Source organism: Mycobacterium sp. BMJ-28, from assembly GCF_054404835.1.
The window spans coordinates 3,617,431-3,642,458 of record NZ_CM136783.1; the positions used below are offsets into that span (position 1 = coordinate 3,617,431).

Genomic DNA, 25,028 nt, shown 5'->3' on the forward strand with positions numbered 1-25,028 from the left:
TGCGCGGGTGTCGATCAGGATTCGATGATGCGCGAAAGGTGCGGCGACATCCCGGCCATCCGCACCGGGCTGATGGTCACCTTCTCCGCGCTTCCGGAGGCCTCCAGCATCTTGCCGCCGCCCAGGTAGATCGCGACGTGCTGGCTGCCGCCGGGCCCGTAGAAGATCAGGTCTCCGCGCTTGGCCTGGGACGGCGCGATGGCCCTGCCGGTGTTGTACTGGTCGCCGGAGTACTTCGGGATCTGCACCCCGACCCCGGCGAAGGCGTACCGGGTCAGGCCCGAACAGTCGAAGCCCATCTTGCCCGCGTCGTAGTCGACGCCCGGCCCTGGACCGGTGAGGGTGCCACCGCCCCAGGAGTACGGCACGCCCATCTGCGAGCCGGCGCGGCGGATGGCGTATTCGATGGCCTGTGGGCCGCGCACCCGCCCGCCCGGCAGGGCCGCCGCGGATTTGGGCGCCAAGCCGATGGATTGCAGGAACTGCTGCCCCAGATTGGACGTCGTCTCCAGGGCGATCTTGCTCACCTGGAAGCCCGCGTTTGCCATCGCCACCGGGTCGCCCGGCGCGCCGGAACTGACGGTCTTGGGCAGGGTCGGATCCCATTGCCCGTCGTCGGGTGCGGCCGCCGCCGGCGCCACCGCGCCGGCCACCAACGCCGCCCCCGCGAGCACCGAGGCGATGGCCAGCTTGAGTCGAAAGGCTTTGGAGCGCTTGGAGAACACGGAGATCCCTACGATTTAATATTCGATGTAGCGGATGACGTACGGTGTCATGCCGCCGGTACGCACCGGGGAGACCTTCACATTGGACCCGGTGTAGGGCGCCTCGAGCATCTGCCCGTTGCCGAGGTAGAGGGTGACGTGCTGGCTGCCGCCGGGGCCGTAGAAGATGACGTCGCCGCGGCGCATCTGCGAGGACGGGATCTTGCGGCCCATGTCGTATTGCGAACCGGAGTAGTGCGGCAGCTTGATGCCCGCGCCTGCGAAGGCGTACAGGATCAGCCCCGAGCAGTCGAAACCGGTTGTCCCGGCACCGGAGTCGATGCCCCGGCTGGGACCGGCGGCATTTCCGCCACCCCACGAGTACGGCACGCCCATCTGCGCCATGGCGCGCTGGATCACGTACTCCGAGGCCTGGCGCCCGTACACCCGTGGGATGGCGCCGTTGGTGTAGCCGGTCGGGGTGGGGATCAGGCCGAGCTTCTGCAGGAAGGTGCGGCCCATGTTCGCGGTCAACTGGGCCGAGGTGTTCATGATGCCGAGGATCGCGTTGATGACCGCGATCGGATCGCCGCTGACGAAGGCGCTGGGGACCATCGGCAGGGTGGTGTCCCACTGGCTGGCCTCGGGCTTCGCGGCGTTTGCCGGGGCGCGGTCCCAGTCGGCGGCCGACGGTCCGGCGGTCGACGTCGGTGCGGGTGCGCCGGCGGCGGCCTGGGCGGGAGCCGGCTGGGGGCGCGCCGCGGCCAGCTTCGCTTGCGCCGCACTGCGTTCTGCGGTCAGCTTGGCCAGTTCCTGCTGCTGGGTGCCGAAGGTCTGCTGTGCCTGGGTCAGGCTGGCCACGGCGGCGTCCTGGCTGGCTTGCGCGTCGACCGCGGCCTTGTCGGCGGCCTCCTTGGCAAGCCGGGCGGCAGACTCCTGGTTGACCCGCTCCGTGCGGGCCTTCTGCAGGTCGGTCATCACCTGCTGCGAGCTGATGGTCAGGGCTTGGCCGGCGGCCGCGGTGCGCAGCGCCTCGGCCGGGTCGGCCGCGGTCAGGTAGGAGGCCGACGGGCCGTTCACATAGGTGGCCGCGGCGAAGTGGTCGAAACGCTGTTGGGCGTCGGCGATCCGCGCGTCGGCTTCGGTGACACCGCGCCTGCTGTCCTCGAGCTTGTGCTGTGCGGCGGTGACGTTGTCCCGCGCGTTCTGCACCTCGACGAGGGCCTTGTTCACGCTCTCCTGCTGGGTCTGCACGGCCGCGCCGAGATCCTGCAGCTTCTGGTCGACGTCGGCGACGGCCGCGACCAGGCTCGCGATGCCCTCCGGATTGGCCGGTTCAGCGCTCGAAATGGCGCCATTCGGCATCGTCCCCGCCAGCAGCACGCCGAAGGTCAGCGGGATTGCGCACAGTCGACCGCACAGCCGGGAGGCGCCAGGGGTGCGTCTCATTGGACCAAAGTCTCCTAGGGCTCGACGCGAACGTCACGGCACGTCACGCAGTGTCTGAAAGTCGGATCTGCGGCCGGTTCCCTAACCACATGGGCCACATGAACCACAGGTGCAACAACAGGCACTGTTGGCACCGTACGTCACAGCGGGCGCTAAAGAAACTTTAGTAACAAATTACACGAATGTAATTGAAAGCACCGTGACCGAACGGTGATATTCGAATTCGCCGACTTTCCCGTCGCTATTACTCGACGGAGTCGGCAGCGATCTCGCCAGCTACCTGGCGCCGCGCGCGAACCTGCAGCAAGCGCGCACCGACCGCCGCCACAGCTACCCCTAGCACGAGCGCAATGGTAAACGGCGTCCAGGGAAAGTCGGGGGTCGACAACTGCGTGACGAAATTCTTCGAAGATTGGACGGCGTTGCCGGTTTTGGCCAAATCCTGACCGGCTTCCAAGGTGACCCGGTCATAAACAGGACTGTAGGTACCGGCGAACCCCGGACTGATCGCCAGCACGGTCGATCCGGGGTAGGACGTGCCGACCTGGTCGGCGATATCGCGCAGCGGAGTGTCGATCGGCGGACTCGTCGGCAGCACCACCAGCTTGAGGTCGATCCCCTTGCCTTTGGCGTCGGCCACCACCTGTGCCAACGCGGCGGGGTCGGCGGACGCGGGTGCGCTCACCCCGTCCTCGCGGACATCGGCCAGCACCTGCGCCATGCACTGATCCACCGGTGTGGTCAGGCCGAGGCCCACGGTGGAACAGACATCGGGCGGGATGTAGGCGGGCGCGAACTCGATCGTCACGTGCCAGACGGTACTGGAAATTCACCCAACCGACTGGCACCACGCGCGCGAGGAGACAAGACTGAAACCGCCCCTCGGGCGATTCACAGGACAAGCGTACTGTTAGGATTATCGGCGCCGTCGACACAGCCCGTCGCGGCGATGACTAACCGGGAGTTGATGTGACTAGCACAGATTCGGTCAATTCATTTGGTGCCCGCGACACACTGACGGTCGGGGACAACAGTTACGAGATCTACCGTTTGGATGCGGTACCCGGAACCGAGAAACTGCCCTACAGCCTCAAGGTGCTCGCCGAAAACCTGCTGCGCACCGAAGACGGCGCCAACATCACCAAAGACCACATCCAGGCGATCGCCAACTGGGATCCCTCGGCCGACCCGAGCATCGAGATCCAGTTCACCCCGGCACGGGTGATCATGCAGGACTTCACCGGTGTGCCGTGCATCGTCGACCTGGCCACCATGCGTGAAGCCGTCGCCGCACTCGGTGGCGACCCGGACAAGGTGAACCCGTTGTCCCCCGCCGAACTGGTCATCGACCACTCGGTGATCCTGGATGTCTTCGGCAATGCCGGCGCCTTCGAGCGCAACGTCGAACTCGAATACGAGCGCAACGGCGAGCGCTACCAGTTCCTGCGCTGGGGTCAGGGCGCGTTTGACGACTTCAAGGTCGTCCCGCCCGGCACCGGCATCGTGCACCAGGTCAACATCGAATACCTGGCCCCCACGGTCATGGTGCGCAACGGTAAGGCCTACCCCGACACCTGTGTGGGCACCGACAGCCACACCACCATGGTCAACGGCCTGGGCGTGCTGGGCTGGGGCGTCGGCGGCATCGAAGCCGAGGCGGCCATGCTGGGCCAGCCCGTCTCGATGCTCATCCCCCGCGTCGTCGGCTTCAAGCTGACCGGCGAGATCAAGCCCGGCGTGACCGCCACCGACGTGGTGCTCACCGTCACCGACATGCTGCGCCGCCACGGCGTCGTCGGCAAGTTCGTCGAGTTCTACGGCAAGGGCGTGGCCGAGGTGCCGCTGGCCAACCGCGCCACGCTGGGCAACATGAGCCCCGAATTCGGTTCCACCGCAGCGATTTTCCCGATCGACGAGGAGACCATCAACTACCTGCGGCTGACCGGGCGCACCGAGGAGCAGCTCGCCCTGGTCGAGGCCTACGCCAAGACCCAGGGGCTGTGGCACGACGCCGATCACGAGCCGGCGTTCTCCGAGTACATCGAACTGGACCTGTCCACCGTGGTGCCCTCGATCTCGGGTCCCAAGCGTCCGCAGGACCGGATCGAACTGACCGACGCCAAGAATGCCTTCCGCAAGGACATCCACAACTACGTCGAAGAGAACCACCCGGCGCCGGAGACGAAGCTGGACGAGGCCGTCGACGAATCCTTCCCGGCCAGCGATTCGGTGTCGCTGTCCTTCGCCGACGACGGCGCGGTCGACGCGCGGCCGTCCGCGGCCAACGGCGCCGAAGGCCGGCCGACCAAGCCGGTGCAGGTCCATTCGGACGAGCGCGGCGACTTCGTGCTGGATCACGGTGCGGTCGTCGTCGCCGGCATCACGTCGTGCACCAACACCTCCAACCCGACGGTGATGATCGGCGCAGCCCTGCTGGCCAAGAAGGCCGTGGAGAAGGGGCTGACCTCCAAGCCGTGGGTGAAGACCAACATGGCACCCGGCTCGCAGGTGGTCACCGACTACTACAACAAGGCCGGTCTGTGGCCCTACCTGGAGAAGCTGGGCTACTACCTGGGCGGTTACGGCTGCACCACGTGCATCGGCAACACCGGTCCGCTGCCCGACGAGATCTCGGCCGCCATCAACGAGAACGACCTCTCGGTGACCGCGGTGCTCTCGGGCAACCGCAACTTCGAGGGCCGCATCTCCCCCGATGTGAAGATGAACTACCTGGCCTCGCCGCCGTTGGTGATCGCCTACGGCATCGCGGGCACCATGGACTTCGACTTCGAATCCGATCCGCTCGGTCAGGACCAGGACGGCAACGACGTCTTCCTGAAAGACGTCTGGCCCACCGCGGCCGAGATCGAGGAGACCATCGCGTCCTCGATCAACCGGGAGATGTTCACCGACTCCTATGCCGACGTGTTCAAGGGTGACGAGCGCTGGCGCAGCCTGCCGACCCCGGAGGGCAACACCTTCGAATGGGACGAGAACTCGACCTACGTCCGCAAGGCGCCCTACTTCGACGGCATGCCCGCCGAGCCGCAGCCGGTCAAGGACATTACCGGCGCCAGAGTGCTTGCCCTGCTTGGTGATTCGGTGACCACCGACCACATCAGCCCGGCCGGCGCCATCAAGCCGGGCACTCCGGCGGCCCAGTACCTGGACGCGCACGGTGTGGAGCGCAAGGACTACAACTCGCTGGGATCGCGGCGCGGCAACCACGAGGTGATGATCCGCGGCACCTTCGCCAACATCCGGCTGAAGAACCAGTTGCTCGACGACGTGTCCGGCGGCTACACCCGTGACTTCACCCAGGAGGGCGGCCCGCAGGCGTTCATCTACGACGCCTCGGTGAACTACCAGGCCGCGGGCATCCCGCTGGTGGTGCTGGGCGGCAAGGAGTACGGCTCCGGTTCGTCACGGGACTGGGCGGCCAAGGGCACCACCCTGCTCGGGGTGCGCGCGGTCATCACCGAGTCGTTCGAGCGCATCCACCGGTCGAACCTGATCGGCATGGGCGTCATCCCGCTGCAGTTCCCCGCCGGTGAATCGGCGGCGAGCCTCAAGCTGGACGGCACCGAGACCTTCGACATCTCCGGGATCACCGCGCTCAACGAGGGCAAGACGCCCAAGACGGTCAAGGTCACGGCCACCAAAGAAGACGGCAGCAAGGTGGAGTTCGACGCGGTCGTGCGCATCGACACCCCCGGCGAGGCGGACTACTACCGCAACGGCGGCATCCTGCAGTACGTGCTGCGCAACATGCTCAAGGCGAACTAGGTAGCGGCGCACAACATGCCGCGGGTCACCGACGACCATCTGACGGCGCGCCGGCGCCAGATTCTCGACGGTGCCCGGCGGTGCTTTGCGGAGTACGGATACGAGAAGGCGACCGTGCGGCGGCTCGAACACACCATCGGGCTGTCGCGCGGCGCCATCTTCCACCACTTCCGCGACAAGGACACCTTGTTCTTCGAGCTGGCCCGCGAGGACGCCGAGCGGATGGCCGAGGTGGCCTCCCGCGAGGGGCTGATCCAGGTGATGCGAGACATGATCGCCGCACCGGAGCAGTTCGACTGGCTGGCCACCCGGCTGGAGATCGCGCGCAAGCTGCGCAACGACCCGGCCTTTCACGCCGGGTGGTCGGAACGGTCCGCGGAACTGTCCGCCGCGACCTCCGAGCGGTTACGCCAACAGAAACGGGCCGGCCGGCTGCGCGACGATGTGCCCGGTCCGGTTCTGCAGAACTATCTGGATCTGGTGCTCGACGGACTGGTGGCCCGGCTGGCGTCGGGTGACACCACCGAAAACCTCAGCGCGGTACTGGACCTCGTCGAGGAGTCGGTGCGCCAGCGGGGCTGAGCGGGGTTATCCGATCCTGCGGTGGTTCGGGCCGCCCCGGCTGCGCATCGTGGTGCCCGATTCCCGCAACATGCTGTGCACGGAACCGTAGGACCGGCCGGTGATGGCGACCAGCGATCGGATACTGGCCCCGCGCTCGTAGGCGGTGCGCAGCTCTGTCAGCACTTGGTCCCGCGACCTGTCGCTCTCGTTCATCAGATGTCTCCCCACTACCGAATACATCCCCGCGGGTACACAGCCTAAGAAGCGGTCAAACCTGATGTGTGAATTTCGGGCAAAGAGCCGCGATATCAGGCGAGTTCGATCAAGTCCCGGTACTCGGCCGACCAGAAGTCCTCGGTGCCGTCGGGCAGCAGCACGACGCGTTGCGGATCCAGCGCCTCGGCCGCACCCGGGTCGTGTGTCACCAGCACCACCGCGCCCTGATAGCTGCGCAGCGCGTCGAGCACCTGCTCGCGGGACGCCGGATCGAGGTTGTTGGTCGGCTCGTCGAGCAGCAGCACGTTGGCGGTGGAGGCAACCAGACCGGCCAGCGCCAGCCGGGTCTTCTCGCCACCGGACAGCGTGCCCGCCGGTTGCTCGAGCTGCGGCCCGGTGAACATGAACGCACCCAACAGACCTCGCAGGTCCTGCTCCCCGGTGTCCGGGGCGGCGTGCCGGATGTTCTCCCACACCGTCGCGTCGTTCTCCAGGGTGTCGTGCTCCTGGGCGAAGTAGCCGATCTTGAGTCCGTGGCCGGGCTCCAGTCCACCCGCGTCGGGTGTCTCGGTGCCGGCGAGCAGCCGCAGCAGCGTGGTCTTGCCCGCGCCGTTGAGGCCCAGCACCACCACTCGCGAGCCCCGGTCGATGGCCAGGTCCACGCCGGTGAAGATCTCCAGCGACCCGTAGGTCTTGGTCAGTCCCTTGGCCACCAGCGGGGTCTTGCCGCACGGGGCCGGTGTCGGGAACTTGATCCGGGCCACCTTGTCGGCCACCCGCTCGGCGTCCAGCTCGGCGATCATCCGTTCGGCACGGCGCAACATGTTCTGGGCGGCAACGGCTTTGGTGGCCTTGGCGCCCATCTTGGCGGCCTGCACCCGCAGCGCGCCCGCCTTCTTCTCGGCATTCGCGCGTTCCCGGCGGCGACGTTGTTCATCGGTGGAGCGGGCGTCGAGGTACTTCTGCCAGCCCATGTTGTAGACGTCGGCCTCACCGCGCACCGCATCGAGGAACCACACCCGGTTCACCACGTCGGCCAGCAGCTCCACATCGTGGCTGATCACCACCAGTCCCCCGGTGTGGTTCTGCAGGAAGGACCGCAGCCATCCGATGGAGTCGGCGTCGAGGTGGTTGGTGGGCTCATCGAGCAACAGCGTGGTGGCCGATCCCGATCCGGTATCGCTGGCGGCGAACAGGATGCGCGACAGTTCCACCCGGCGGCGCTGACCACCGGACAGGGTGCGCAGCGGCTGGGTGAGCACCCGGTCGGGCAGGCCCAGGCTGGCGCAGATCCGGCCGGCCTCGCTCTCGGCGGCGTAGCCACCCAGGGCGGCGAAGCGCTCCTCCAGCTCGCCGTAGCGGCGCACGGCCTTGTCCCGGGCGGCGTCGTCGGCCACCTCGGCCATCAGCACCTGCTGCTTCTCCAGGTCCGACAGCAGGGTGTCCAGGCCGCGCGCCGAGAGCACCCGGTCGCGGGCCAGCACGTCCAGGTCGCCCTCGCGGGGATCCTGCGGCAGGTAGCCGATCTCACCGGTGGACTCGACCTTGCCCGCGTAGGGCTCGCCCTCACCGGCCAAGATGCGCATGGTGGTGGTCTTTCCGGCGCCGTTGCGCCCGACCAGGCCGATCCGGTCGCCCGGCTGGATGCGCAGCGCCGAGCCCTCGATGGACAGCAGTGTGCGCGCCCCGGCGCGGACCTCCAGGTCCGTTGCGGTGATCACGCAACTACCTCCTCATGAGTGAACTATCTGTCGTCGGTGAACACCGGCGACCGCTTATCTTTGCGCGCAGCGACCGCTTCTTCAAAGTTGGCGGTGAGTAGACGCACGTACAGCTGGCCGAGGCCCTCGGCCTGCATGTGGCCCTCCAGACTCCCGGCGTCCAGTCCACTCCACAGCGTCCGCTTGGTCAACTCGATTCCGGGCCGGGAGAACGCGGCCATCCGCTCCGCCATGGCGTAACACGTCTGCAGCAGATCGCCGTCGGGCACCACCTGCGACACCAGTCCGATCCGCTCGGCCTCGGCGGCGTCCACGTCGCGACCGGTGAGCATGATCTCGAACGCCCGCGACGCACCGATGGCCCGCGGCAACAGGTAGGACAGACCCAGCTCGCTGGCCGTCAGCCCGTTGTTGATGCCTGCGGCCCGGAAGTAGGCGCCGGTGGCGGCGACCCGGATATCGCAGGCCAGGGCCAGGCACAGGCCCCCGCCGATGGCCGCGCCGTTGACCGCAGCGATCACCGGCTGATGCAATTTGCGCAGCGTCAGGATGACGTCGTCGAGGACCTCCATGGAGCGCAACGCGAACGACGGGCGGGTGAGGCCGCTCACATGCGGTACGGATCCGGCCGACTTGTGGTCGGCCCCCGAGGAGAAACCGCGGCCCGCACCGGTGAGCACCACCACCCGGACGTCGTTGTCGACGTGCACCTCGTCCAGCACCGCGCGGAGCGGGACCATCACGTCGAAGGCCATCGAGTTCATCCGCTCGGGCCGGTTCAGCGTGATCAACGCCACGCCCGGGAGCGGTCGGTCGACGAGTACGAATTCGCTGTGCTCACTCACACGTGCACGCTAGCGCGTGCCCGCGTCGGTACTACTGGGACGCGATGGCCGCGTCGATGTCGAAGTCCTTGATCTTGGCGATCAGTTCCTCGAGCTGCGCCGGCGGCAGGGCGCCCGACTGCCGGAAGACCTGGTGGCCCTTCTTGAACGCCATCAGCGTCGGGATGGCCTGGATCTCGGCGGCCTGGGCCAGCTCGGGTTCGGCCTCGGTGTCCACCTTGGCGTGCACCACATCGGGATGCTTCTCCGCGGAGGCGCCGTAGGTCGGCGCGAAGGCCCGGCACGGGCCACACCACGACGCCCAGAAGTCGACGATCACGATCTCGTTGTCGTCGAGGATGCCCTTGAATTCGGCTGCGGTGATGTCTTGTGTACCCACGTTTGTCCTAACGTTTTCCCAATCCTGGTTGTTCCAGGACAATCTTCGCCGTCCGCGGCGCGGCGTGCCGGCGATGGCCGAAAATCAGTGCAACTCCGCCAGCGCACGCTCGGCGTCATATCCGGCGAATTCGCCAAGGGTGTTGGTGCGCAACCGGTTCACCCAACCGGGCTCGGCCAGCAGCGCCCGGCCGATGGCGATCACGTCGAACTCGCCGGCGTCGAACTGCTCCAGCAACCGGTCGACCGGGGCCGGTTCGATACGACCGGTGCCCGCGGTACCGGGTTTGAACTCGGTGGCCAGCCCGACCGAGCCCACCCCGATGACCGGTATGCCGGTGAGCTTCTTGGTCCAGCCCGCCAGGGTCAGCGGATCGCCGGGGAATGCCGGGGCGTAGTGCCTGCGGGTCGATGGGTGCAAGACGTCGACCCCGGCCTCGACCAACGGGGTCAGCACCCGTTCCAGCTCGGCCGGGTCGGCCGCCAGGCGCGCGTCGTAGGCGTTCGCCTTCCACTGCGAGAACCGGAAGATGATCGGGAAGTCCGGGCCGACGGCGTCCCGGACCGCGGCCACCACCTCGGCGGGGAACCGGGTGCGCTCGGCACCGTAGCCGTCCTCGCGGACATTGGTCCGGTCCCAGAGGAACTGGTCGAGCAGGTAACCATGTGCACCGTGCAATTCGACCGCGTCGAAACCGACGGCGCGGGCACTGCGGGCGGCGGTGGCATAGGCCTGCCGCACGGAGTCGAGTTCCGCGGCCTCCAGCGCCCGCCCCTTGACCGCGCCGACACTGTTGAGCGCCGACGGGCTGACCGGGACCACGCCGTCGCTGTCATCGCGCTCGGCGCCCTGATGCCACAGCTGCGCGGCGATCGCGGCACCGTGCGCGTGCACCGCCGCGGTGACGGCCTGCCAGCCGGACAGGCTGTCGGCGCCGTCGAGCGTCGGGATCCGCGGCGGGTAGCCGGCGGCCTGGTGTGGAATCCGCACGCCCTCGGTGATGATCAGGCCCACCCCGCCCTGCGCCCGGCGTGCGTAATAGGCGGCCACGTCGGGCCCGGGGATGCCGCCCGGCGAGGCCGCGCGGGTCATCGGAGCCATGGCGAAGCGGTTGGGCAGCGTCAGGTTCTTGACGCGCAGTGGTGCGAACAGGTCGGCCATGCAGTGTTGTAACCGCCGCACGCGACGGCGGATTCCTTTTCCGCTACCGGCGATCTAAACGGTGAAGCCGAGCGCCCGCAGCTGCTCGCGGCCGTCGTCGGTGATCTTGTCCGGCCCCCACGGCGGGTTCCACACCCAGTTCAGCTTGATCTCGTTGACCAGACCGGCACCGACCAGCGCCGTGCGGGTCTGGTCCTCGATCACGTCGGTCAGCGGGCAGGCCGCAGACGTCAGCGTCATGTCGATGAGCGCCACCTTGCCGGTGTCACCGTCTTCCAGGTTCAACCCGTAGACCAGTCCCAGGTCCACCACGTTGATGCCCAACTCGGGATCCACGACGTCGCGCATCGCTTCCTCGACGTCGGCCAGCAGTTCCTCGCCGGTGGTCTCACTCATAGCCGCTCCTCCACATCGTTGCTTGCTTCCGCCACGGCGGCCTTGAACGCCATCCAGCCCAGCAGCGCGCATTTCACCCGCGCCGGGTACTTCGCCACCCCGGCGAACGCGATGCCGTCGCCCAGCACGTCCTCGTCCCCTTCGACATTGCCGCGGGACGACACCATCTCGGTGAACGCGGCGACCGTCTTGAGCGCGTCGCCGACGCTGGATCCGATCAGCTGATCGGTGAGCACCGACGTGGCGGCCTGGCTGATCGAACAGCCCTGGCCGTCATAGGAGATGTCTTCGACGGTCTGGCCGTCGTCGGACAACGCCACCCGCAGGGTCACCTCGTCACCGCAGGTGGGGTTGACGTGATGGACCTGCGCACCGAACGGTTCGCGCAGCCCGCGGTGGTGTGGGTGTTTGTAGTGGTCCAGGATCACTTCCTGGTACATCTGTTCCATTCTCACGGCAATCACGCCCCGAAGAATTCGACGGCCCGCTTGACCCCCGCCACCAGCCGGTCCACCTCGTCGAGGGTGTTGTACACGGCGAACGACGCCCGCGCGGTGGCCGCGATACCGAACCGCCGGTGCAGCGGCCAGGCGCAGTGGTGCCCCACCCGAACGGCCACCCCGTCGTCGTCGAGCACCTGCCCGACATCGTGGGCGTGTACCCCGTCGACGACGAAGCTTACCGGCGAACCACGGTGCTCCAACGACGCCGGCCCGATGATCCGCACCCCGGGGACCGCAGCCAGTCCGTCCAGGGCGGCGCCCACCAATTCGTTCTCGTGCTGGGCCACCGCATCCATGCCCAGCGCACCGAGATACCGTGCGGCGGCGGCCAACCCGACCACCTGGGAGGTCATCGGCGTGCCCGCCTCGAACCGCTGCGGGGCCGGTGCGTAGGTGGTGGCCTCCATCGTGACGGTTTCGATCATCGACCCGCCGGTGAGGAACGGCGGCAGCGCGCCCAGCAGTTCCCGGCGGCCGTACAGCACGCCGATACCGGTCGGGCCGAGCATCTTGTGCCCGGAGAACGCCGCGAAGTCGACGTCGAGTCCGTGGAAGTCCACCGGTTGGTGTGGAACGGACTGGCAGGCGTCCAGCACCGTCAGGGCGCCGACGGCCCTGGCCCGCGACACCAGCTCGGCGACGGGCGCGACCGCGCCGGTGACATTCGAATGATGGGTGAACGCGACGACTTTCACCCGCTCGTCGAGTTCCAGCGAGTCCAGGTCGATGCGGCCGTCGTCGGTCACGCCATACCATTTCAGGGTGGCCCCGGTGCGCCGGGCCAGCTCCTGCCACGGGATCAGATTGGCGTGGTGTTCCAGCTCGGTGGTGACGATGACGTCGCCCGGGCCGACGGCGTCGGCGAACCGGCGGTCCCCCAGCGCGTAGGACACCAGATTGATCGACTCGGTGGCGTTCTTGGTGAACACCAGTTCGTCATCGGCGGCCCCGACGAACGCCGCGATATCGGCGCGGCCCTGCTCGTAGGCGTCGGTGGATTCCTCCATCAGCTGGTGCGCGCCGCGGTGCACCGAGCCGTTGGAAGTGGTCAGGAAGTCGCGTTCGGCGTCGAGCACCTGCAGCGGCTTCTGCGATGTGGCACCGGAATCCAGATATGCCAACTGGTTTCCGCCGCGCATCACCCGGCTCAGGATCGGGAAGTCAGATCTGATCCTGGTGACGTCCAGATCGATCGACGCGGTCATCGCTAAGCTCCGGCGTGTGCCTGATCGGAGGCCTGGGTGAAGCGCTCGTAACCGTTCTCTTCGAGCTCGTCGGCCAGTTCGGGGCCACCGGAGGTCACGATGCGCCCGTCGAAGAAGACGTGCACGAACTGCGGCTGGATGTAGCGCAGGATGCGGGTGTAGTGCGTGATCAGCAGGACGCCGCCGTGCTCGGCCTCGGCGTAGCGGTTCACGCCCTCGCTGACGATGCGCAGCGCGTCGACGTCCAGACCCGAGTCCGTCTCGTCCAGAATGGCGATCTTGGGCTTGAGCAGACCGAGCTGCAGGATCTCGTGCCGCTTCTTCTCGCCACCGGAGAAGCCCTCGTTGACGCTGCGTTCGGAGAACGCCGGGTCGATGTCGAGGTCCGACATCGCGGTCTTGACCTCCTTGACCCAGTGCCGCAGCTTGGGCGCCTCGCCGCGGACGGCGGTCACGGCGGTGCGCAGGAAGTTCGACATCGACACCCCGGGCACCTCGACGGGGTACTGCATCGCCAAAAAGAGTCCGGCCCGGGCCCTTTCATCGATGGACATCTCCAGCACATCCTGTCCGTCCAGGGTGATCGACCCCGACGTGACGGTGTATTTGGGGTGGCCAGCGATGGCGTAGGACAGCGTCGACTTGCCGGATCCGTTGGGACCCATCACGGCGTGCGTCTCGCCCGAGCGGACGGTGAGGTCGACGCCCTTGAGGATCGGGATGTCCGTCCCGTCTTCCTTGGAGACGACGCTGACGTGCAGATCTTTGATCTCGAGAGTGGTCATGAGTGGATATGTCCTTCAGTCAGTTCAAGTTCGTGTTCGATCGCTGCGGTGAGCCGGTCGCGGACCGCGGGCACCGAGATCTTCTGGATCAACTCGCCGAAGAAACCGCGCACCACCAACCGGCGGGCCTGGTTCTCCGGGATACCGCGGGCGCGCAGGTAGAACAGCTGCTCGTCGTCGAATCGTCCGGTGGCACTGGCGTGTCCGGCGCCGACGATCTCGCCCGTCTCGATCTCCAGATTGGGTACCGAATCGGCGCGGGCGCCGTCGGTGAGTACCAGGTTGCGGTTCACCTCGTAGGTGTCGGTACCGGTCGCCTCGGCACGGATCAGCACATCGCCGATCCAGACGGTGTGGGTGTCGGGCCGGTCGGTGGACGGATCCCCTTGCAGCGCACCCTTGTACGTCACATGCGAGCGACAGTTGGGCTGGGCGTGGTCGACCAGCAGCCGGGATTCCAGGTGCTGGCCGTCGTCGGCGAAGTACAGCCCGAGCAGCTCGGCGTCACCACCGGGCGCGCGGAACTGCACCCGCCCGGTCAGCCGGGCGACCTCGGCCCCGAGTGTGACCGCGAAGTGCCGCAGCACCGAGTCCCGGCCCAGCGCGGCGTGATGCATGCTGACGTGCACGGCATCGTCGGCCCAGTCGGCGATCCACACCACTTTGAGCTGGGCCGCGTCGCCGACCACGAATTCGACGTTGTCGGCGTAGGTTCCGCTGCCCCGGTGGTCGATGACCACCACGGCCTCGGCCAGTTCCTCGACCCGGATCTGCAGATGCCCGTACGCCGTCGCGCCCTCGCCTGGGCCGCTGACGGTGATCTCGATGGGTTCGTCGACCTTCGTGTCGCGGGCGACGGTCACGACGGTGGCCTGGGAGAACGACGAGAATGCCTGGGCGGCAACACGGTCGGCGGGTACGCCGGCCTGGCCGAGGCGTTCGTCGCCGCGGTGGGCGGTCTCGACGGTGACGCCGGGCCGTTGCGAGACCTCGATCAGTGCGCTGCCGGTGGCCGGCGCCGACCCGTTGTGCAGGCCGCGCAGCCGTTTGAGCGGGGTGAACCGCCAGATCTCGTCGCGGCCGGCGGGCACCTCGAAAGCGTCGACGTCGAACGAGGTGAACGCCTCGCCCTTGTTGGCGTCAGCCAGGTTCTGGATGAGTTCCGCCATCAGCCGACCGCGCCTTCCATCTGCAGTTCGATCAGCCGGTTCAGCTCCAGGGCGTACTCCATCGGGAGTTCCTTGGCGATGGGCTCGACGAAGCCGCGCACCACCATGGCCATCGCCTCGTCCTCGGTCATGCCGCGGCTCATCAGGTAGAACAACTGGTCCTCGCTGACCTTCGACACGGTGGCCTCATGGCCCATCGTGACGTCGTCCTCGCGGATGTCCACATACGGGTAAGTGTCGGAGCGGCTGATGGAATCAACCAGCAGCGCATCGCATTTCACGCTCGACTTGCTGCCGTGCGCGCCCTTGTTGATCTGGATCAGGCCGCGGTAGGACGCCCGGCCACCGCCGCGGGCCACCGACTTGGACACGATGTTGCTCGACGTGTTCGGCGCCAGGTGCAGCATCTTGGCGCCGGTGTCCTGGTGCTGGCCCTCGCCGGCGAACGCGACCGAGAGCACCTCACCCTTGGCGTGCTCGCCGGTCATCCACACGGCCGGGTACTTCATGGTGACCTTGGAGCCGATGTTGCCGTCGACCCACTCCATGGTGGCGCCCGCCTCGGCCCTGGCCCGCTTGGTGACCAGGTTGTAGACGTTGTTGGACCAGTTCTGGATGGTCGTGTACCGCACCCGCGCACCGGGTTTGACGATGATCTCCACCACCGCCGAGTGCAGCGAGTCGCTCTTGTAGATCGGTGCGGTGCAGCCCTCGACGTAGTGCACGTAGGAGCCTTCGTCGGCGATGATCAGCGTGCGCTCGAACTGGCCCATGTTCTCGGTGTTGATCCGGAAGTAGGCCTGCAGCGGAATGTCGACGTGCACGCCCTTGGGGACGTAGATGAACGAACCGCCCGACCACACCGCGGTGTTCAGCGCGGAGAACTTGTTGTCGCCGGCCGGGATCACGGTGCCGAAATACTCGCGGAACAGTTCGGGGTGCTCACGCAGACCGGAGTCGGTGTCCAGGAAGATGACGCCTTGGGCCTCCAGGTCCTCGCGGATCGAGTGGTAGACCACCTCGGACTCGTACTGCGCGGCGACACCGGAGACCAGACGCTGCTTCTCCGCCTCCGGGATGCCGAGCTTGTCGTAGGTGTTCTTGATGTCGGCGGGCAGGTCGTCCCAGGTGGCGGCCTGCTTCTCGCTGGACCGGACGAAGTACTTGATGTTGTCGAAGAAGATGCCCTCGAGGTTGGAGCCCCAGTTCGGCATCGGCTTCTTGCCGAAGGTGCGCAGCGCCTTCAAGCGGACGTCGAGCATCCACTCCGGCTCGCTCTTCTTGGCCGAGATATCGCGCACGACGGCCTCGGACAGACCGCGCTGGGCACTGGCGCCGGCGACGTCGGAGTCCGACCAGCCATAGCCGTACTTACCCAGGGAGGCAATGGTCTCCTCCTGAGTCAACTGCTCCGGGGTGAGGGTCATGACGACACTCCTTGTGTGGTGGTGGATTCGGCCCGGGCTGTGGGTCGAACGGATGCGGGCCGGTCAGGCCCCAGTGGAACATGGGTGGTGCAGGCGCAGTCACCGTTGACGATGGTGGCCAGCCGTTGGACGTGGGTGCCCAGGATCTCGGCGAACGCCTGCCGCTCGGCCTCGCAGAGTTCCGGGAACTCCTCTGCGACGTGTGACACCGGGCAATGATGCTGGCATATCTGCACACCGGACAGTGGCCCGGCCACCGGCGTGGTGGTGGTGCGGTAACCGGCCTTGGTGAGCGCGGAGGCCACCCGATCGGCCGTCTCGGCCACATCGTCGGCGGCCGGAGCGCTCACGACCTCGGCAAGGATGCCGTCGATCCGGCGCCGCGCGAAGGTCTGGACCGCTTCGTCGCCGCCGATCTCACGCAACTGCCGCATCGCGGCGGCGGCCAGGTCGTCATAGGAGTGCGCCAGCTTGGCGCGTCCGGCCGCGCTGATCCGGTATCGCTTGGCGGGCCGGCCCCTGCCGTTGTGCTGCCACGCCTCGGCGGCGCTGGCCTGTGCGTCGCCCGCCTCGATCAGCGCGTCGAGATGGCGGCGCACACCGGCCGCGGAGATGCCGAGCCGTTCACCGATGTCACCGGCGGTGACGGGACCCTCCAGCAGAAGCTGCACGATGGCACTGCGGGTATGTCCCTCAGACAGCCCGGAAACCCCGGATCCGGCGGGCACGGCCGTGGCCACGGCCCCGCCCGAAACCTCCGGATTTAATTTCACAACACTATTGTGTCCGAATTCAACCTGGGGTTCCAGCAAGGGCACCCTAACTGTGCAGGAGCTCACTGCGCCACGTCTACGCTGCTGGGATGACCGCGCTCGGGTCCTTCAGCTCCGCGGTCGCCCGATGGCACGCCGACGAGAGAACGGTCGGCTCCCCACTCGACGACGCCGAGGTCGCCTCCCTCCGTCGTACCAGGGTTTTCGGCGCGACCGGCACCGTACTCATGGCGATCGGCGCTCTCGGGGCCGGCGCCCGCCCGGTGGTACAGGATCCCACCTTCGGGGTGCGCCTGCTGAATCTGCCGTCGCGCATCCAGACCGTGTCGTTGACCATGACCACCACCGGTGCGGTGATGATGGCGCTGGCCTGGCTGATGTTGGGCCGGTTCGCGCTCGGCCCGCACCGGATGTCGCGCAGCCAACTCGACCGCACCCTGATGCTGTGGGTGCTGCCGCTGCTCATCGCCCCGCCGATGTACAGCCGGGATGTCTACTCCTATCTCGCACAGAGCCAGATCGCCCGCCTCGGGCTGGACCCCTACAAGGTCGGCCCCGCCCCCGGCCTCGGGCTGGACCATGTCTTCACCTTGTCGGTGCCCACCATCTGGCGCGAGACCCCGGCGCCGTACGGCCCGCTGTTCCTCTGGATCGGCCGCGGCATCTCCGCCCTGACCGGTGAGAACATCGTCGCCGCGGTGCTGTTCCACCGGCTGGTGGTGCTCGTCGGAGTCGGCCTGATCGTCTGGGCCACCCCGCGGCTGGCCCGCCGCTGTGGGGTCACCGAGGTGGGTGCCCTGTGGCTGGGGCCGTGCAATCCGCTGCTGTTCATGCATCTGGTGGCCGGAATCCACAACGAGGCGTTGATGCTCGGCCTGATGCTCAGCGGCACCGAATTCGCGCTGCGCGGTATCGACGGCGCACGCAAGGGCACCTGCCGGATGCCGCCGCAGCCGCTGGGCATGCTGGTGTTCGGCACCGTGCTCATCGCGCTGTCCTCCCAGGTGAAACTGCCGTCACTGCTGGCCATCGGCTTCGTCGGGATGGCGCTGGCGTGGCAATGGGGTGGCACCGTCAAGGCCTTCCTGGCCGCCAGCTTCTCCCTCGGCGCCATCTCGCTGCTGGTGATGGCCGTGATCGGCTGGGCCAGCGGGCTGGGCTTCGGCTGGTTGTTCACCCTGGGCACGGCGAACGTGGTGCGGTCCTGGATGTCGCCGCCGACGCTGATCGCGCTGGGCACCGGGCAGGTGGGCATCCTGCTCGGACTCGGCGACCACACCACCGCGGTACTGGGCCTGACCCGTGGCATCGGCGTGTTCATCATCGCCATCCTGGTGACATGGCTGCTGCTGGCGGTGTTCCGCGGCCGGCTGCATCCGGTGGGCGGGCTCGGCGTCGCACTGGGCGCCACCGTGTTGTTGTTCCCGGTGGTGCAGCCCTGGTACCTGCTGTGGGCGATCATCCCGTTGGCCACCTGGGCCACCCGGCCGGGATTCCGCGGCTCGACCATCGCGATCACCCTGGTGGTCGGCATCTTCGGCCCGACCGCCAACGGTGACCGGTTCGCCCTGTTCCAGATCGTGGATGCGGTCCTGGCTAGCGCCGTCATCGTGGTGCTGCTGATCGCGTTGACCTGGCGGCGGCTGCCCTGGCGGGCACCGCCCGGCGACGCCATCGTCAGGCCCGCCGCTTACGCTGAATCCCCGTGACCACCGCCTCGTCCCCACCCGTGCGCCTGCGCGGGGTGACCAAGCGCTATGGGTCGACCACCGCGGTGTCCGGACTCGACCTCGACGTAGAGCGCGCCGAAGTGCTGGCCCTGCTGGGCCCCAACGGCGCCGGCAAGACCACCACCGTGGAGATGTGCGAGGGGTTCCTGCGTCCGGACGAGGGCACCATCGAGATCCTCGGCCTGGACCCGGCCACCGAGAACAGCAGGGTCCGCGAGCGCATCGGGGTGATGCTGCAGGGCGGTGGCGGCTACCCGGCCGCCCGCGCCGGCGAGATGCTCAAGCTGGTCGCCTCTTATGCCGCCGACCCGCTGGACCCGCAGTGGCTGATGGACACCCTCGGGCTCACCGAGGCCGCCCGCACCACCTACCGCAGGCTGTCCGGCGGCCAGCAGCAGCGCCTCGCGCTGGCCTGCGCCGTGGTCGGCCGTCCCGAACTGGTGTTCCTCGACGAGCCCACGGCCGGCATGGACGCGCACGCCCGCATCGTGGTGTGGGAGTTGATCGATGCCCTGCGCCGCGACGGGGTCACCGTCGTGCTGACCACCCACCAGCTGTCCGAGGCCGAGGAACTGGCCGACCGGCTGGTGATCATCGATCACGGCAAGACGGTCGCCGCGGGCACGCCCGCCGAACTGACCCGCAGCGGCGCGGAGAACCAGTTGCGGTTCAGCGCACCGCCGAAACTCGATCTTGCCCTGCTGGTCTCGGCGTTGCCGGAGAGTTACCGCACCTCCGAGGCGGCCCCGGGCGAGTATCTGGTCGAGGGTCACATCGATCCGCAGGTGCTGGCCACCGTCACCGCGTGGTGTGCGCGGGTGAACGTGCTGGCCACCGATATGCGCGTCGAGCAACGCAGCCTGGAGGACGTGTTCCTCGATCTGACCGGCCGGGAGCTTCGCTCATGACGAACCGTTTCGCCGCGGGCACCTTCTCCCCCGATCCGCGCCCGGCGGGTGTGACCAAGATGCTGACCGCCCAGTACGGGCTGGAGCTCAAGCTGCTGCTGCGCAACGGCGAGCAATTGCTGCTGACCATGTTCATCCCGATCACCCTGCTGATCGGGATGACGCTGCTGCCGCTGGGTTCGTTCGGCACCGACCGGGCCGCGACGTTCGCGCCCGCGATCATGGCGCTGGCCGTCATCTCGACGGCGTTCACCGGTCAGGCCATCGCGGTGGCCTTCGACCGCCGCTACGGCGCTCTCAAGCGGCTCGGGGCGACGGCCCTACCGGTCTGGGGCATCATCGCCGGCAAGTCGCTGGCGGTGGTGACGGTGGTGTTTCTCCAGTCGATCCTGTTGGGCGCCATCGGTTTTGCGCTCGGCTGGCGCCCGGCGCCGGTGGGCCTGCTGCTCGGCGCGGTCGTCATCGCACTGGGTACCGCGTCGTTCGCCGCACTGGGCCTGCTGCTGGGCGGGACGCTGAAAGCCGAGATCGTGCTGGCCGTGGGCAACCTGATGTGGTTCGTGTTCGCCGGACTGGGCGCGCTGACCCTGGAGAGTGGGCTGGTGCCGCACGGGGTGGCCTGGATCGCCCGGCTCACGCCCTCGGGCGCGCTGACGGAATCGCTGACCCAGGCGATGACGCTGTCGGTGGACTGGTTCGGGGTGGCCGTGCTGGCGGTCTGGGGCGCCGTGGCCGGGCTGTGCGCGCTGCGCTGGTTCCGCTTCACCTGAGGCGCCGAGGGCCACGCGCATGAAAACCGTCGCCGGCGTGGACGCCTGCCGCGCGGGCTGGGTCGGTGTCACCTTGCGGGACGGGCGCTTCGCGGGCATCCACGTCGCCGCGCGCCTTGCCGATCTGGTTCGCGATATCGGTGCTGCCGCGGCGATCGGAGTGGACATCCCGCTCGGTCTGATGGATGCGGGCGCGCGCGGCACCGATGTGGCAGCCCGCGCCCTGCTCGGCCGGCGGCGGTCCACCATTTTCCAGATCGCGCCCCGGCCGTGCTGGGAGCAGCCCGACCACGCCACGGCCAGCGCGCTGAGCCGTCGCCTGATGGGCAAGGGCATGAGCATCCAGTCCTGGGGACTTCGGGCCAAGCTGCTGGACGCCAACACCGTCCACGACGACGGTGCCGTGGCGCTGTGGGAGGTGCACCCGGAGTTGTCGTTTCAGCAGATGGGCCTGCGGTTCGAGGACGGCACCAAGAAAACCTGGCGCGGCCAACGGGCCCGGCTGCGGGTGCTGGCGGCGCACGGCATCGACCTGCCCGAGGATCTGGGGGCGGCGGCGCAGGTGCCTGCCGATGACGTCCTCGACGCCGCGGCGGCGTCCTGGAGCGCCGCCCGGATCGCCGCCGGAGTCGCCTTCTGCGTGCCCGATCCGCCGCAGCTCAACGAGCGCGGCCAGCGCATCGCGATCTGGTGCTGAACCGCCCCTACTACGGCGCGTAGTTCACGCTGCTCTACGATCGGGGCCGTGGCTGCCGGACGGGTGTTTCTCAGAGTCGTCGACCTGCTGCCGCTGCCCAGCCTGCGCGTGCAGCGCCTCATCGCGTTCCTGGTGATCCTCACCCAGGGCGGCATCTCGGTCACCGGGGCGATCGTCCGCGTCACCGCGTCGGGGCTGGGCTGCCCCACCTGGCCGCAGTGCTTTCCCGGAAGCTTCGTGCCGGTGCCGCACGCCGAGGTCGCGTTCGTGCATCAGGCCGTCGAGTTCACCAATCGGCTGTTCACCTTCGGGGTGGTGGCGACCGCCGCACTGGCGGTGCTCGCGGTGACGCGGGCCCGGCGCCGCCGCGAGGTGCTGGTGTACGCGTGGCTGATGCCGGCCTCCACCGTCGCGCAGGCCGTGATGGGCGGTATCACCGTGCTCACCGGCCTGCTGTGGTGGACGGTGGCCATCCACCTGCTGGCCTCGATGCTGATGGTCTGGCTGGCGGTGCTGCTCTATGTCAAGATCGGCGAACCCGACGACGGCGTGGTCACCGAGCAGGTGGGAAAACCCTTGCGCCAGTTGACCGTTCTCTGCGCATTGGTGCTCGCCGGGATCCTGGTGGCCGGCACGCTGGTGACCGGCGCCGGCCCGCACGCCGGGGACAAGAGTCTGGACCGGGTGGTGCCGCGGCTGCAGGTGGAGATCACCACCTTGGTGCACGTGCATTCCTCGTTGCTGGTGGCCTATCTGGGCCTACTGATCGGCCTGGGCTTCGGGCTGCTGGCGGTCGCGGCGCCGCGCGCGGTGCGACTGCGTCTGGTGGTGCTGGTGGTCCTGGTGGCCCTGCAGGGCATGGTCGGCGCGGTGCAGTTCTACACCGGCGTGCCCGCGGCGCTGGTCGCCCTGCACGTGGCGTTCGCCGCGGCGTGCACCGCGGCCACCGCGGCGCTATGGGCGTCGATGCGACAGCGCACCCAGACCGAACCGCTGCAGGGCTGATTCGACCCCCACGGCGAATTCCCGTTCGGCGCGCGCCTTGTGCGCGGCGCCGAGTTGACGGAAGCCCAACGAGGGTTCCACCAATTCCAGTTCCAACAGACGTGGGTCATCCGGGCCGCCGATGACATCCACCCGGGCATAGAGCAGATCGGTGCGGGCGATCCCGAATCGGCGCGTCACCGACACCACCGCGTCGTGCCCGAGATCCCACAGCGCCTCATCCGGATCGGCGGGCCACAACGTCTCGGCGGCGAAGGTACCGGTCTCCTCGAACACCGGCGCGCCCCCCGGCGCCGGCAGCAACGGGCCTTTGGTGAAGGCGTGCGAGGGTTCCCCGTTGAGGAACACCAGGGCCGTCTCCCCCGCCGACACCCGCGGATCGTAGGGCTGGACCAGCACCGCGCGGCCCTGCGCCTGCAAGGATTCCGCGTGGGCGTGTGCCGGTGCCGGGTCGGCGAACCGCTGTGCACCGGCCGAGCCCGCCCCGACCGCGGGTTTGACCACGACCTCACCCGCGGGTATCACCACCGCGTCCTCGGCGCCGAAATAGCGGGTCGGCACGATGGGCACGCCGTCGGCGCGCAGGTCCAGCAGGTAATGCTTGTCGATATTCCAGGCCACCAGTTCGGGTGGGTTGAGCAACCGGCGCACCTGCCGGCTCCAGGCCAGGAAATCGTCCAGCCGCTCGGTGTAATCCCATGTGGCGCGCAGGATCACCAGATCGGCCTGCAGGGTCGCCGGGTCGTCCCAGGATTTCCACTGCACGTGCAGCCCGCGGCCGCGCAGCGCCGTGACCAGTCCGTCGTCGTCGCTGTCGCCCTCGGGCAGCGCCGGGCAACTCGCGAACACGATGCGGGGATGGAACACGTCGGGGCGGGCCAGCTTCACCCAGTGGATGATAGGTGGCATGCATGCCATCGAAGTCGCCGAGACCGGAGGACCCGAGGTCCTCACCTACATCGAGAAGCCCGAGCCGGTTGCCGGGCCGGGTCAGGTGCTGATCAAGGCCGAGGCCATCGGCGTGAACTTCATCGACACCTACTTCCGGTCCGGGCTGTACAAGCGTGATGTCCCGTTCGTGGTCGGCACCGAGGTGTGCGGCACCGTCGCGGCGGTCGGTGAGGATGTCGCGGCGCTGGCCGTCGGCGACCGGGTGGTGACCGCCGACGCCGAGGGCGCCTACGCCGATTACTGCGTCGCCAAGAGCGACCGGGTGGCCTATGTGCCCGACGGCGTGGCACCCGAAGCGGTGGCCTCGGCGCTGCTCAAGGGCATGACGGCGCACTATCTGATCAAATCCGTGTACGCCGTGCAGCCGTCGGACACCATCCTGGTGCACGCCGGCGCGGGCGGCGTGGGGCTGATCCTCACCCAATGGGCCACCAGCCTGGGCACCCGGGTGATCACCACGGCGTCGACGCCGGAGAAGGCGGCGTTGTCCCGCCAGGCCGGTGCGGTCGAGGTGCTGGACTACCCCGAGGATCCGGCCGAGTTCGGCGCGGCCGTCCGGGAACTCACCGCCGGGGCCGGCGTCGCCGCGGTATACGACGGCGTCGGGGCCTCCACCTTCGACGCAAGCCTGGCCAGCCTGGCGGTGCGCGGCACACTGGCGCTGTTCGGTGCGGCCAGCGGGCCGGTGCCACCGGTCGATCCGCAGCGACTCAACGCGGCCGGCTCGGTGTTGCTGACCCGGCCCAAACTCGGCGACTTCACCCGAACGGCCGACGAATTCGCTTGGCGCGCAGGAGAACTGTTGAGCGCGATCGCCGACGGTTCGATCTCGGTGACGGTCAGCGAGCGCTATCCGCTGGCCGATGCCGCCCGTGCCCACATCGATCTGCAGGGCCGTAAGACGGTGGGGTCGATCGTGTTGGTGCCCTAGCCGGTCGCTACACCGGCTGCGCCGCCGGGAACGTCCACGACCCGTCGAGGATCTCCGGCCGCGGCCGGTACAACCGCACGATGTAGTTCCAGCCATCGGTGACGGGCAGCAGATTGGCCGCGCCGGTGCCGCCGAACTGGATGGTCGTCGCGCCGTCGGCATCCGGGTGGGCGGTGATGTTGTTCACCGAATAGGAATTCTGCGCGTTCGGCTCGAAGTAGCCGTCCTTGTTGTACACGGTCACCGACCAGAAGCCGTCCACCGGCACATCTTTGACCGTCAGCCGGTGCACCGTGGCACCGTCGTTCGCCGGCGGCACGACGGTGAGATACAACGCATCGCGTTCCGGGTTACCGCCCCAGGCGAATGCCGAACCGATCAGATGATGCACCGGATCGACCTCGTTCACGGCGCCGAAGGTGCGGGTCGAGTCGGTCAGCGTCGTCGACAGGGTGATCAGCGCATCGCGCACCGTCTTCTGACTCACCGGATCCCATTCCGGAATCTCGAAGCGGCCCGGCTCCGGCTGGGTCACCTCGACCGCATCCTGCAGCGCGTGCACGGCGGTCAGATCCGCGGGGTCGAACGGGTCGACCAGCGTGCGGATCGCGGCCAGCGCGTACCGGGTGCCCACGATGTCGCGGGAGGCGATGACCGTCGCCGGCGCGTAGGCCACCTCGATCGTGTAGTGGTCCTCGCTGATCAGCTGCACCGACATGAACCGGCCCGCACTCTCGGGCAGCGTGATCGTGACGTCGCCGGCGTCGAGATCGAAAACGCCGGCGGAATACAAGGTGTCGCGGTTCTGCCGGATCACCACCTGGTGGTCGATCGGGCTGAGCTCACGAAAGTGCAGGAAGCCGGCGAATCCGCCGTCCCCGGCGATACCGGCGAAATATCCGTCGGACTCGGCGCGTGCGAAGTTGTCCGGGCTGACCAGTCGGCTCATACCG

25 protein-coding genes are annotated in these 25,028 nt (G+C 68.1%); 8 read left to right on the forward strand and 17 right to left on the reverse strand.

Features of this window, described 5'->3' with window-relative positions:
• Positions 1 to 14 precede the first annotated feature (14 nt).
• The 3 genes from ripB to ACXPWS_RS17935 all read right to left on the reverse strand — a co-directional run bounded on the left by ripB (position 15) and on the right by ACXPWS_RS17935 (position 2,961).
• Positions 15 to 725, reverse strand: coding sequence for an NlpC/P60 family peptidoglycan endopeptidase RipB (gene ripB / locus ACXPWS_RS17925; protein ID WP_458707954.1), 711 nt, complete (start codon positions 723 to 725; stop codon positions 15 to 17).
• A gap of 15 nt (positions 726 to 740) precedes the next feature.
• A complete protein-coding gene (gene ripA, locus ACXPWS_RS17930; protein ID WP_458707955.1) occupies positions 741 to 2,153 on the reverse strand; it encodes an NlpC/P60 family peptidoglycan endopeptidase RipA in 1,413 nt (470 codons plus the stop codon).
• 244 nt (positions 2,154 to 2,397) lie between these two features.
• A complete protein-coding gene (locus tag ACXPWS_RS17935; RefSeq protein WP_458707956.1) occupies positions 2,398 to 2,961 on the reverse strand; it encodes an Rv1476 family membrane protein in 564 nt (187 codons plus the stop codon).
• Between the two features lie 161 nt (positions 2,962 to 3,122).
• On the opposite strand from ACXPWS_RS17935, the gene acnA reads away from it, so the two are divergent.
• Complete coding sequence (acnA, locus tag ACXPWS_RS17940; RefSeq protein WP_458707957.1) at positions 3,123 to 5,939, forward strand: aconitate hydratase AcnA; 2,817 nt, start codon at positions 3,123 to 3,125, stop codon at positions 5,937 to 5,939.
• Positions 5,940 to 5,954: 15 nt separating this feature from the next.
• Complete coding sequence (locus tag ACXPWS_RS17945; protein WP_458707958.1) at positions 5,955 to 6,521, forward strand: TetR/AcrR family transcriptional regulator; 567 nt, start codon at positions 5,955 to 5,957, stop codon at positions 6,519 to 6,521.
• A gap of 6 nt (positions 6,522 to 6,527) precedes the next feature.
• Here the strand turns inward: ACXPWS_RS17945 and ACXPWS_RS17950 are convergent, their stop codons facing one another.
• From ACXPWS_RS17950 to ACXPWS_RS18005, 12 genes are all read right to left on the reverse strand, one after another.
• Positions 6,528 to 6,716 carry a helix-turn-helix domain-containing protein gene (locus ACXPWS_RS17950; RefSeq protein WP_458707959.1) on the reverse strand — a complete coding sequence of 63 codons (189 nt, stop codon included), beginning with the start codon at positions 6,714 to 6,716 and terminating at the stop codon, positions 6,528 to 6,530.
• Positions 6,717 to 6,811: 95 nt separating this feature from the next.
• A complete protein-coding gene (locus ACXPWS_RS17955) occupies positions 6,812 to 8,440 on the reverse strand; it encodes an ABC-F family ATP-binding cassette domain-containing protein (protein WP_458707960.1) in 1,629 nt (542 codons plus the stop codon).
• 23 nt (positions 8,441 to 8,463) lie between these two features.
• Complete coding sequence (locus ACXPWS_RS17960) at positions 8,464 to 9,285, reverse strand: enoyl-CoA hydratase (protein WP_458707961.1); 822 nt, start codon at positions 9,283 to 9,285, stop codon at positions 8,464 to 8,466.
• 31 nt (positions 9,286 to 9,316) lie between these two features.
• Positions 9,317 to 9,664: a thioredoxin gene (gene trxA / locus ACXPWS_RS17965; RefSeq protein WP_458707962.1), complete on the reverse strand. Its 348-nt coding sequence runs from the start codon at positions 9,662 to 9,664 to the stop codon at positions 9,317 to 9,319.
• Positions 9,665 to 9,748: 84 nt separating this feature from the next.
• Entirely contained in the window at positions 9,749 to 10,825 is a 1,077-nt protein-coding gene (locus tag ACXPWS_RS17970; protein WP_458707963.1) for an NADH:flavin oxidoreductase, read from the reverse strand.
• A gap of 54 nt (positions 10,826 to 10,879) precedes the next feature.
• Positions 10,880 to 11,221: a metal-sulfur cluster assembly factor gene (locus ACXPWS_RS17975; protein ID WP_458707964.1), complete on the reverse strand. Its 342-nt coding sequence runs from the start codon at positions 11,219 to 11,221 to the stop codon at positions 10,880 to 10,882.
• Positions 11,218 to 11,682, reverse strand: coding sequence for a Fe-S cluster assembly sulfur transfer protein SufU (gene sufU / locus ACXPWS_RS17980; protein ID WP_458713583.1), 465 nt, complete (start codon positions 11,680 to 11,682; stop codon positions 11,218 to 11,220). Before sufU ends, ACXPWS_RS17975 begins: the two co-directional genes overlap by 4 nt.
• On the reverse strand, positions 11,682 to 12,929 hold the full coding sequence (locus ACXPWS_RS17985; RefSeq protein WP_458707965.1) for a cysteine desulfurase: 1,248 nt from the start codon (positions 12,927 to 12,929) through the stop codon (positions 11,682 to 11,684). Before ACXPWS_RS17985 ends, sufU begins: the two co-directional genes overlap by 1 nt.
• 2 nt (positions 12,930 to 12,931) lie before the next feature.
• Positions 12,932 to 13,714 carry a Fe-S cluster assembly ATPase SufC gene (sufC, locus tag ACXPWS_RS17990; protein ID WP_458707966.1) on the reverse strand — a complete coding sequence of 261 codons (783 nt, stop codon included), beginning with the start codon at positions 13,712 to 13,714 and terminating at the stop codon, positions 12,932 to 12,934.
• Positions 13,711 to 14,883 (reverse strand): Fe-S cluster assembly protein SufD, encoded by a 1,173-nt coding sequence (sufD, locus tag ACXPWS_RS17995; protein WP_458707967.1) that lies wholly within the window; start codon positions 14,881 to 14,883, stop codon positions 13,711 to 13,713. Before sufD ends, sufC begins: the two co-directional genes overlap by 4 nt.
• Positions 14,883 to 16,310 carry a Fe-S cluster assembly protein SufB gene (gene sufB, locus ACXPWS_RS18000; protein ID WP_458707968.1) on the reverse strand — a complete coding sequence of 476 codons (1,428 nt, stop codon included), beginning with the start codon at positions 16,308 to 16,310 and terminating at the stop codon, positions 14,883 to 14,885. The genes sufD and sufB overlap by 1 nt, the downstream gene beginning before the upstream one ends.
• A complete protein-coding gene (locus tag ACXPWS_RS18005; protein WP_458707969.1) occupies positions 16,307 to 17,149 on the reverse strand; it encodes a helix-turn-helix transcriptional regulator in 843 nt (280 codons plus the stop codon). Before ACXPWS_RS18005 ends, sufB begins: the two co-directional genes overlap by 4 nt.
• Before the next feature lie 23 nt (positions 17,150 to 17,172).
• Between ACXPWS_RS18005 and mptB the strand changes: the two genes are divergently transcribed.
• From mptB to ACXPWS_RS18030, 5 genes are all read left to right on the forward strand, one after another.
• A complete protein-coding gene (gene mptB / locus ACXPWS_RS18010) occupies positions 17,173 to 18,792 on the forward strand; it encodes a polyprenol phosphomannose-dependent alpha 1,6 mannosyltransferase MptB (RefSeq protein ID WP_458707970.1) in 1,620 nt (539 codons plus the stop codon).
• Positions 18,789 to 19,721, forward strand: coding sequence for an ABC transporter ATP-binding protein (locus ACXPWS_RS18015; RefSeq protein WP_458707971.1), 933 nt, complete (start codon positions 18,789 to 18,791; stop codon positions 19,719 to 19,721). Before mptB ends, ACXPWS_RS18015 begins: the two co-directional genes overlap by 4 nt.
• Positions 19,718 to 20,491, forward strand: a complete 774-nt coding sequence (locus ACXPWS_RS18020) for an ABC transporter permease (protein ID WP_458707972.1) — start codon at positions 19,718 to 19,720, stop codon at positions 20,489 to 20,491. The genes ACXPWS_RS18015 and ACXPWS_RS18020 overlap by 4 nt, the downstream gene beginning before the upstream one ends.
• A 19-nt stretch (positions 20,492 to 20,510) precedes the next feature.
• A complete protein-coding gene (locus ACXPWS_RS18025; RefSeq protein ID WP_458707973.1) occupies positions 20,511 to 21,188 on the forward strand; it encodes a DUF429 domain-containing protein in 678 nt (225 codons plus the stop codon).
• An 84-nt stretch (positions 21,189 to 21,272) separates the two neighbouring features.
• A complete protein-coding gene (locus ACXPWS_RS18030; RefSeq protein WP_458713584.1) occupies positions 21,273 to 22,193 on the forward strand; it encodes a COX15/CtaA family protein in 921 nt (306 codons plus the stop codon).
• On the opposite strand, the gene ACXPWS_RS18035 is transcribed toward ACXPWS_RS18030, so the two are convergent.
• Positions 22,143 to 23,081 (reverse strand): ATP-grasp domain-containing protein, encoded by a 939-nt coding sequence (locus tag ACXPWS_RS18035; RefSeq protein ID WP_458713585.1) that lies wholly within the window; start codon positions 23,079 to 23,081, stop codon positions 22,143 to 22,145. The genes ACXPWS_RS18030 and ACXPWS_RS18035 overlap by 51 nt on opposite strands.
• Positions 23,082 to 23,100: 19 nt before the next feature.
• Between ACXPWS_RS18035 and ACXPWS_RS18040 the strand changes: the two genes are divergently transcribed.
• Positions 23,101 to 24,075, forward strand: coding sequence for a quinone oxidoreductase family protein (locus tag ACXPWS_RS18040; RefSeq protein WP_458707974.1), 975 nt, complete (start codon positions 23,101 to 23,103; stop codon positions 24,073 to 24,075).
• Positions 24,076 to 24,082: 7 nt separating this feature from the next.
• On the opposite strand, the gene ACXPWS_RS18045 is transcribed toward ACXPWS_RS18040, so the two are convergent.
• Positions 24,083 to 25,024 (reverse strand): DUF1254 domain-containing protein, encoded by a 942-nt coding sequence (locus ACXPWS_RS18045; RefSeq protein WP_458707975.1) that lies wholly within the window; start codon positions 25,022 to 25,024, stop codon positions 24,083 to 24,085.
• Positions 25,025 to 25,028 lie beyond the last annotated feature (4 nt).

Excerpts from the sequence above, each read along its gene's own strand:
- ripA (WP_458707955.1), bottom strand. The coding sequence starts at position 2,153 with ATGAGACGCACCCCTGGCGCCTCCCGGCTGTGCGGTCGACTGTGCGCA.
- ACXPWS_RS17945 (WP_458707958.1), top strand. The coding sequence starts at position 5,955 with ATGCCGCGGGTCACCGACGACCATCTGACGGCGCGCCGGCGCCAGATT.
- ACXPWS_RS17950 (WP_458707959.1), bottom strand. The coding sequence starts at position 6,716 with ATGAACGAGAGCGACAGGTCGCGGGACCAAGTGCTGACAGAGCTGCGC.
- ACXPWS_RS17970 (WP_458707963.1), bottom strand. The coding sequence starts at position 10,825 with ATGGCCGACCTGTTCGCACCACTGCGCGTCAAGAACCTGACGCTGCCC.
- ACXPWS_RS17975 (WP_458707964.1), bottom strand. The coding sequence starts at position 11,221 with ATGAGTGAGACCACCGGCGAGGAACTGCTGGCCGACGTCGAGGAAGCG.
- ACXPWS_RS17985 (WP_458707965.1), bottom strand. The coding sequence starts at position 12,929 with ATGACCGCGTCGATCGATCTGGACGTCACCAGGATCAGATCTGACTTC.
- sufC (WP_458707966.1), bottom strand. The coding sequence starts at position 13,714 with ATGACCACTCTCGAGATCAAAGATCTGCACGTCAGCGTCGTCTCCAAG.
- sufD (WP_458707967.1), bottom strand. The coding sequence starts at position 14,883 with ATGGCGGAACTCATCCAGAACCTGGCTGACGCCAACAAGGGCGAGGCG.
- sufB (WP_458707968.1), bottom strand. The coding sequence starts at position 16,310 with ATGACCCTCACCCCGGAGCAGTTGACTCAGGAGGAGACCATTGCCTCC.
- mptB (WP_458707970.1), top strand. The coding sequence starts at position 17,173 with ATGACCGCGCTCGGGTCCTTCAGCTCCGCGGTCGCCCGATGGCACGCC.
- ACXPWS_RS18020 (WP_458707972.1), top strand. The coding sequence starts at position 19,718 with ATGACGAACCGTTTCGCCGCGGGCACCTTCTCCCCCGATCCGCGCCCG.
- ACXPWS_RS18025 (WP_458707973.1), top strand. The coding sequence starts at position 20,511 with ATGAAAACCGTCGCCGGCGTGGACGCCTGCCGCGCGGGCTGGGTCGGT.
- ACXPWS_RS18040 (WP_458707974.1), top strand. The coding sequence starts at position 23,101 with ATGCATGCCATCGAAGTCGCCGAGACCGGAGGACCCGAGGTCCTCACC.
- ACXPWS_RS18045 (WP_458707975.1), bottom strand. The coding sequence starts at position 25,024 with ATGAGCCGACTGGTCAGCCCGGACAACTTCGCACGCGCCGAGTCCGAC.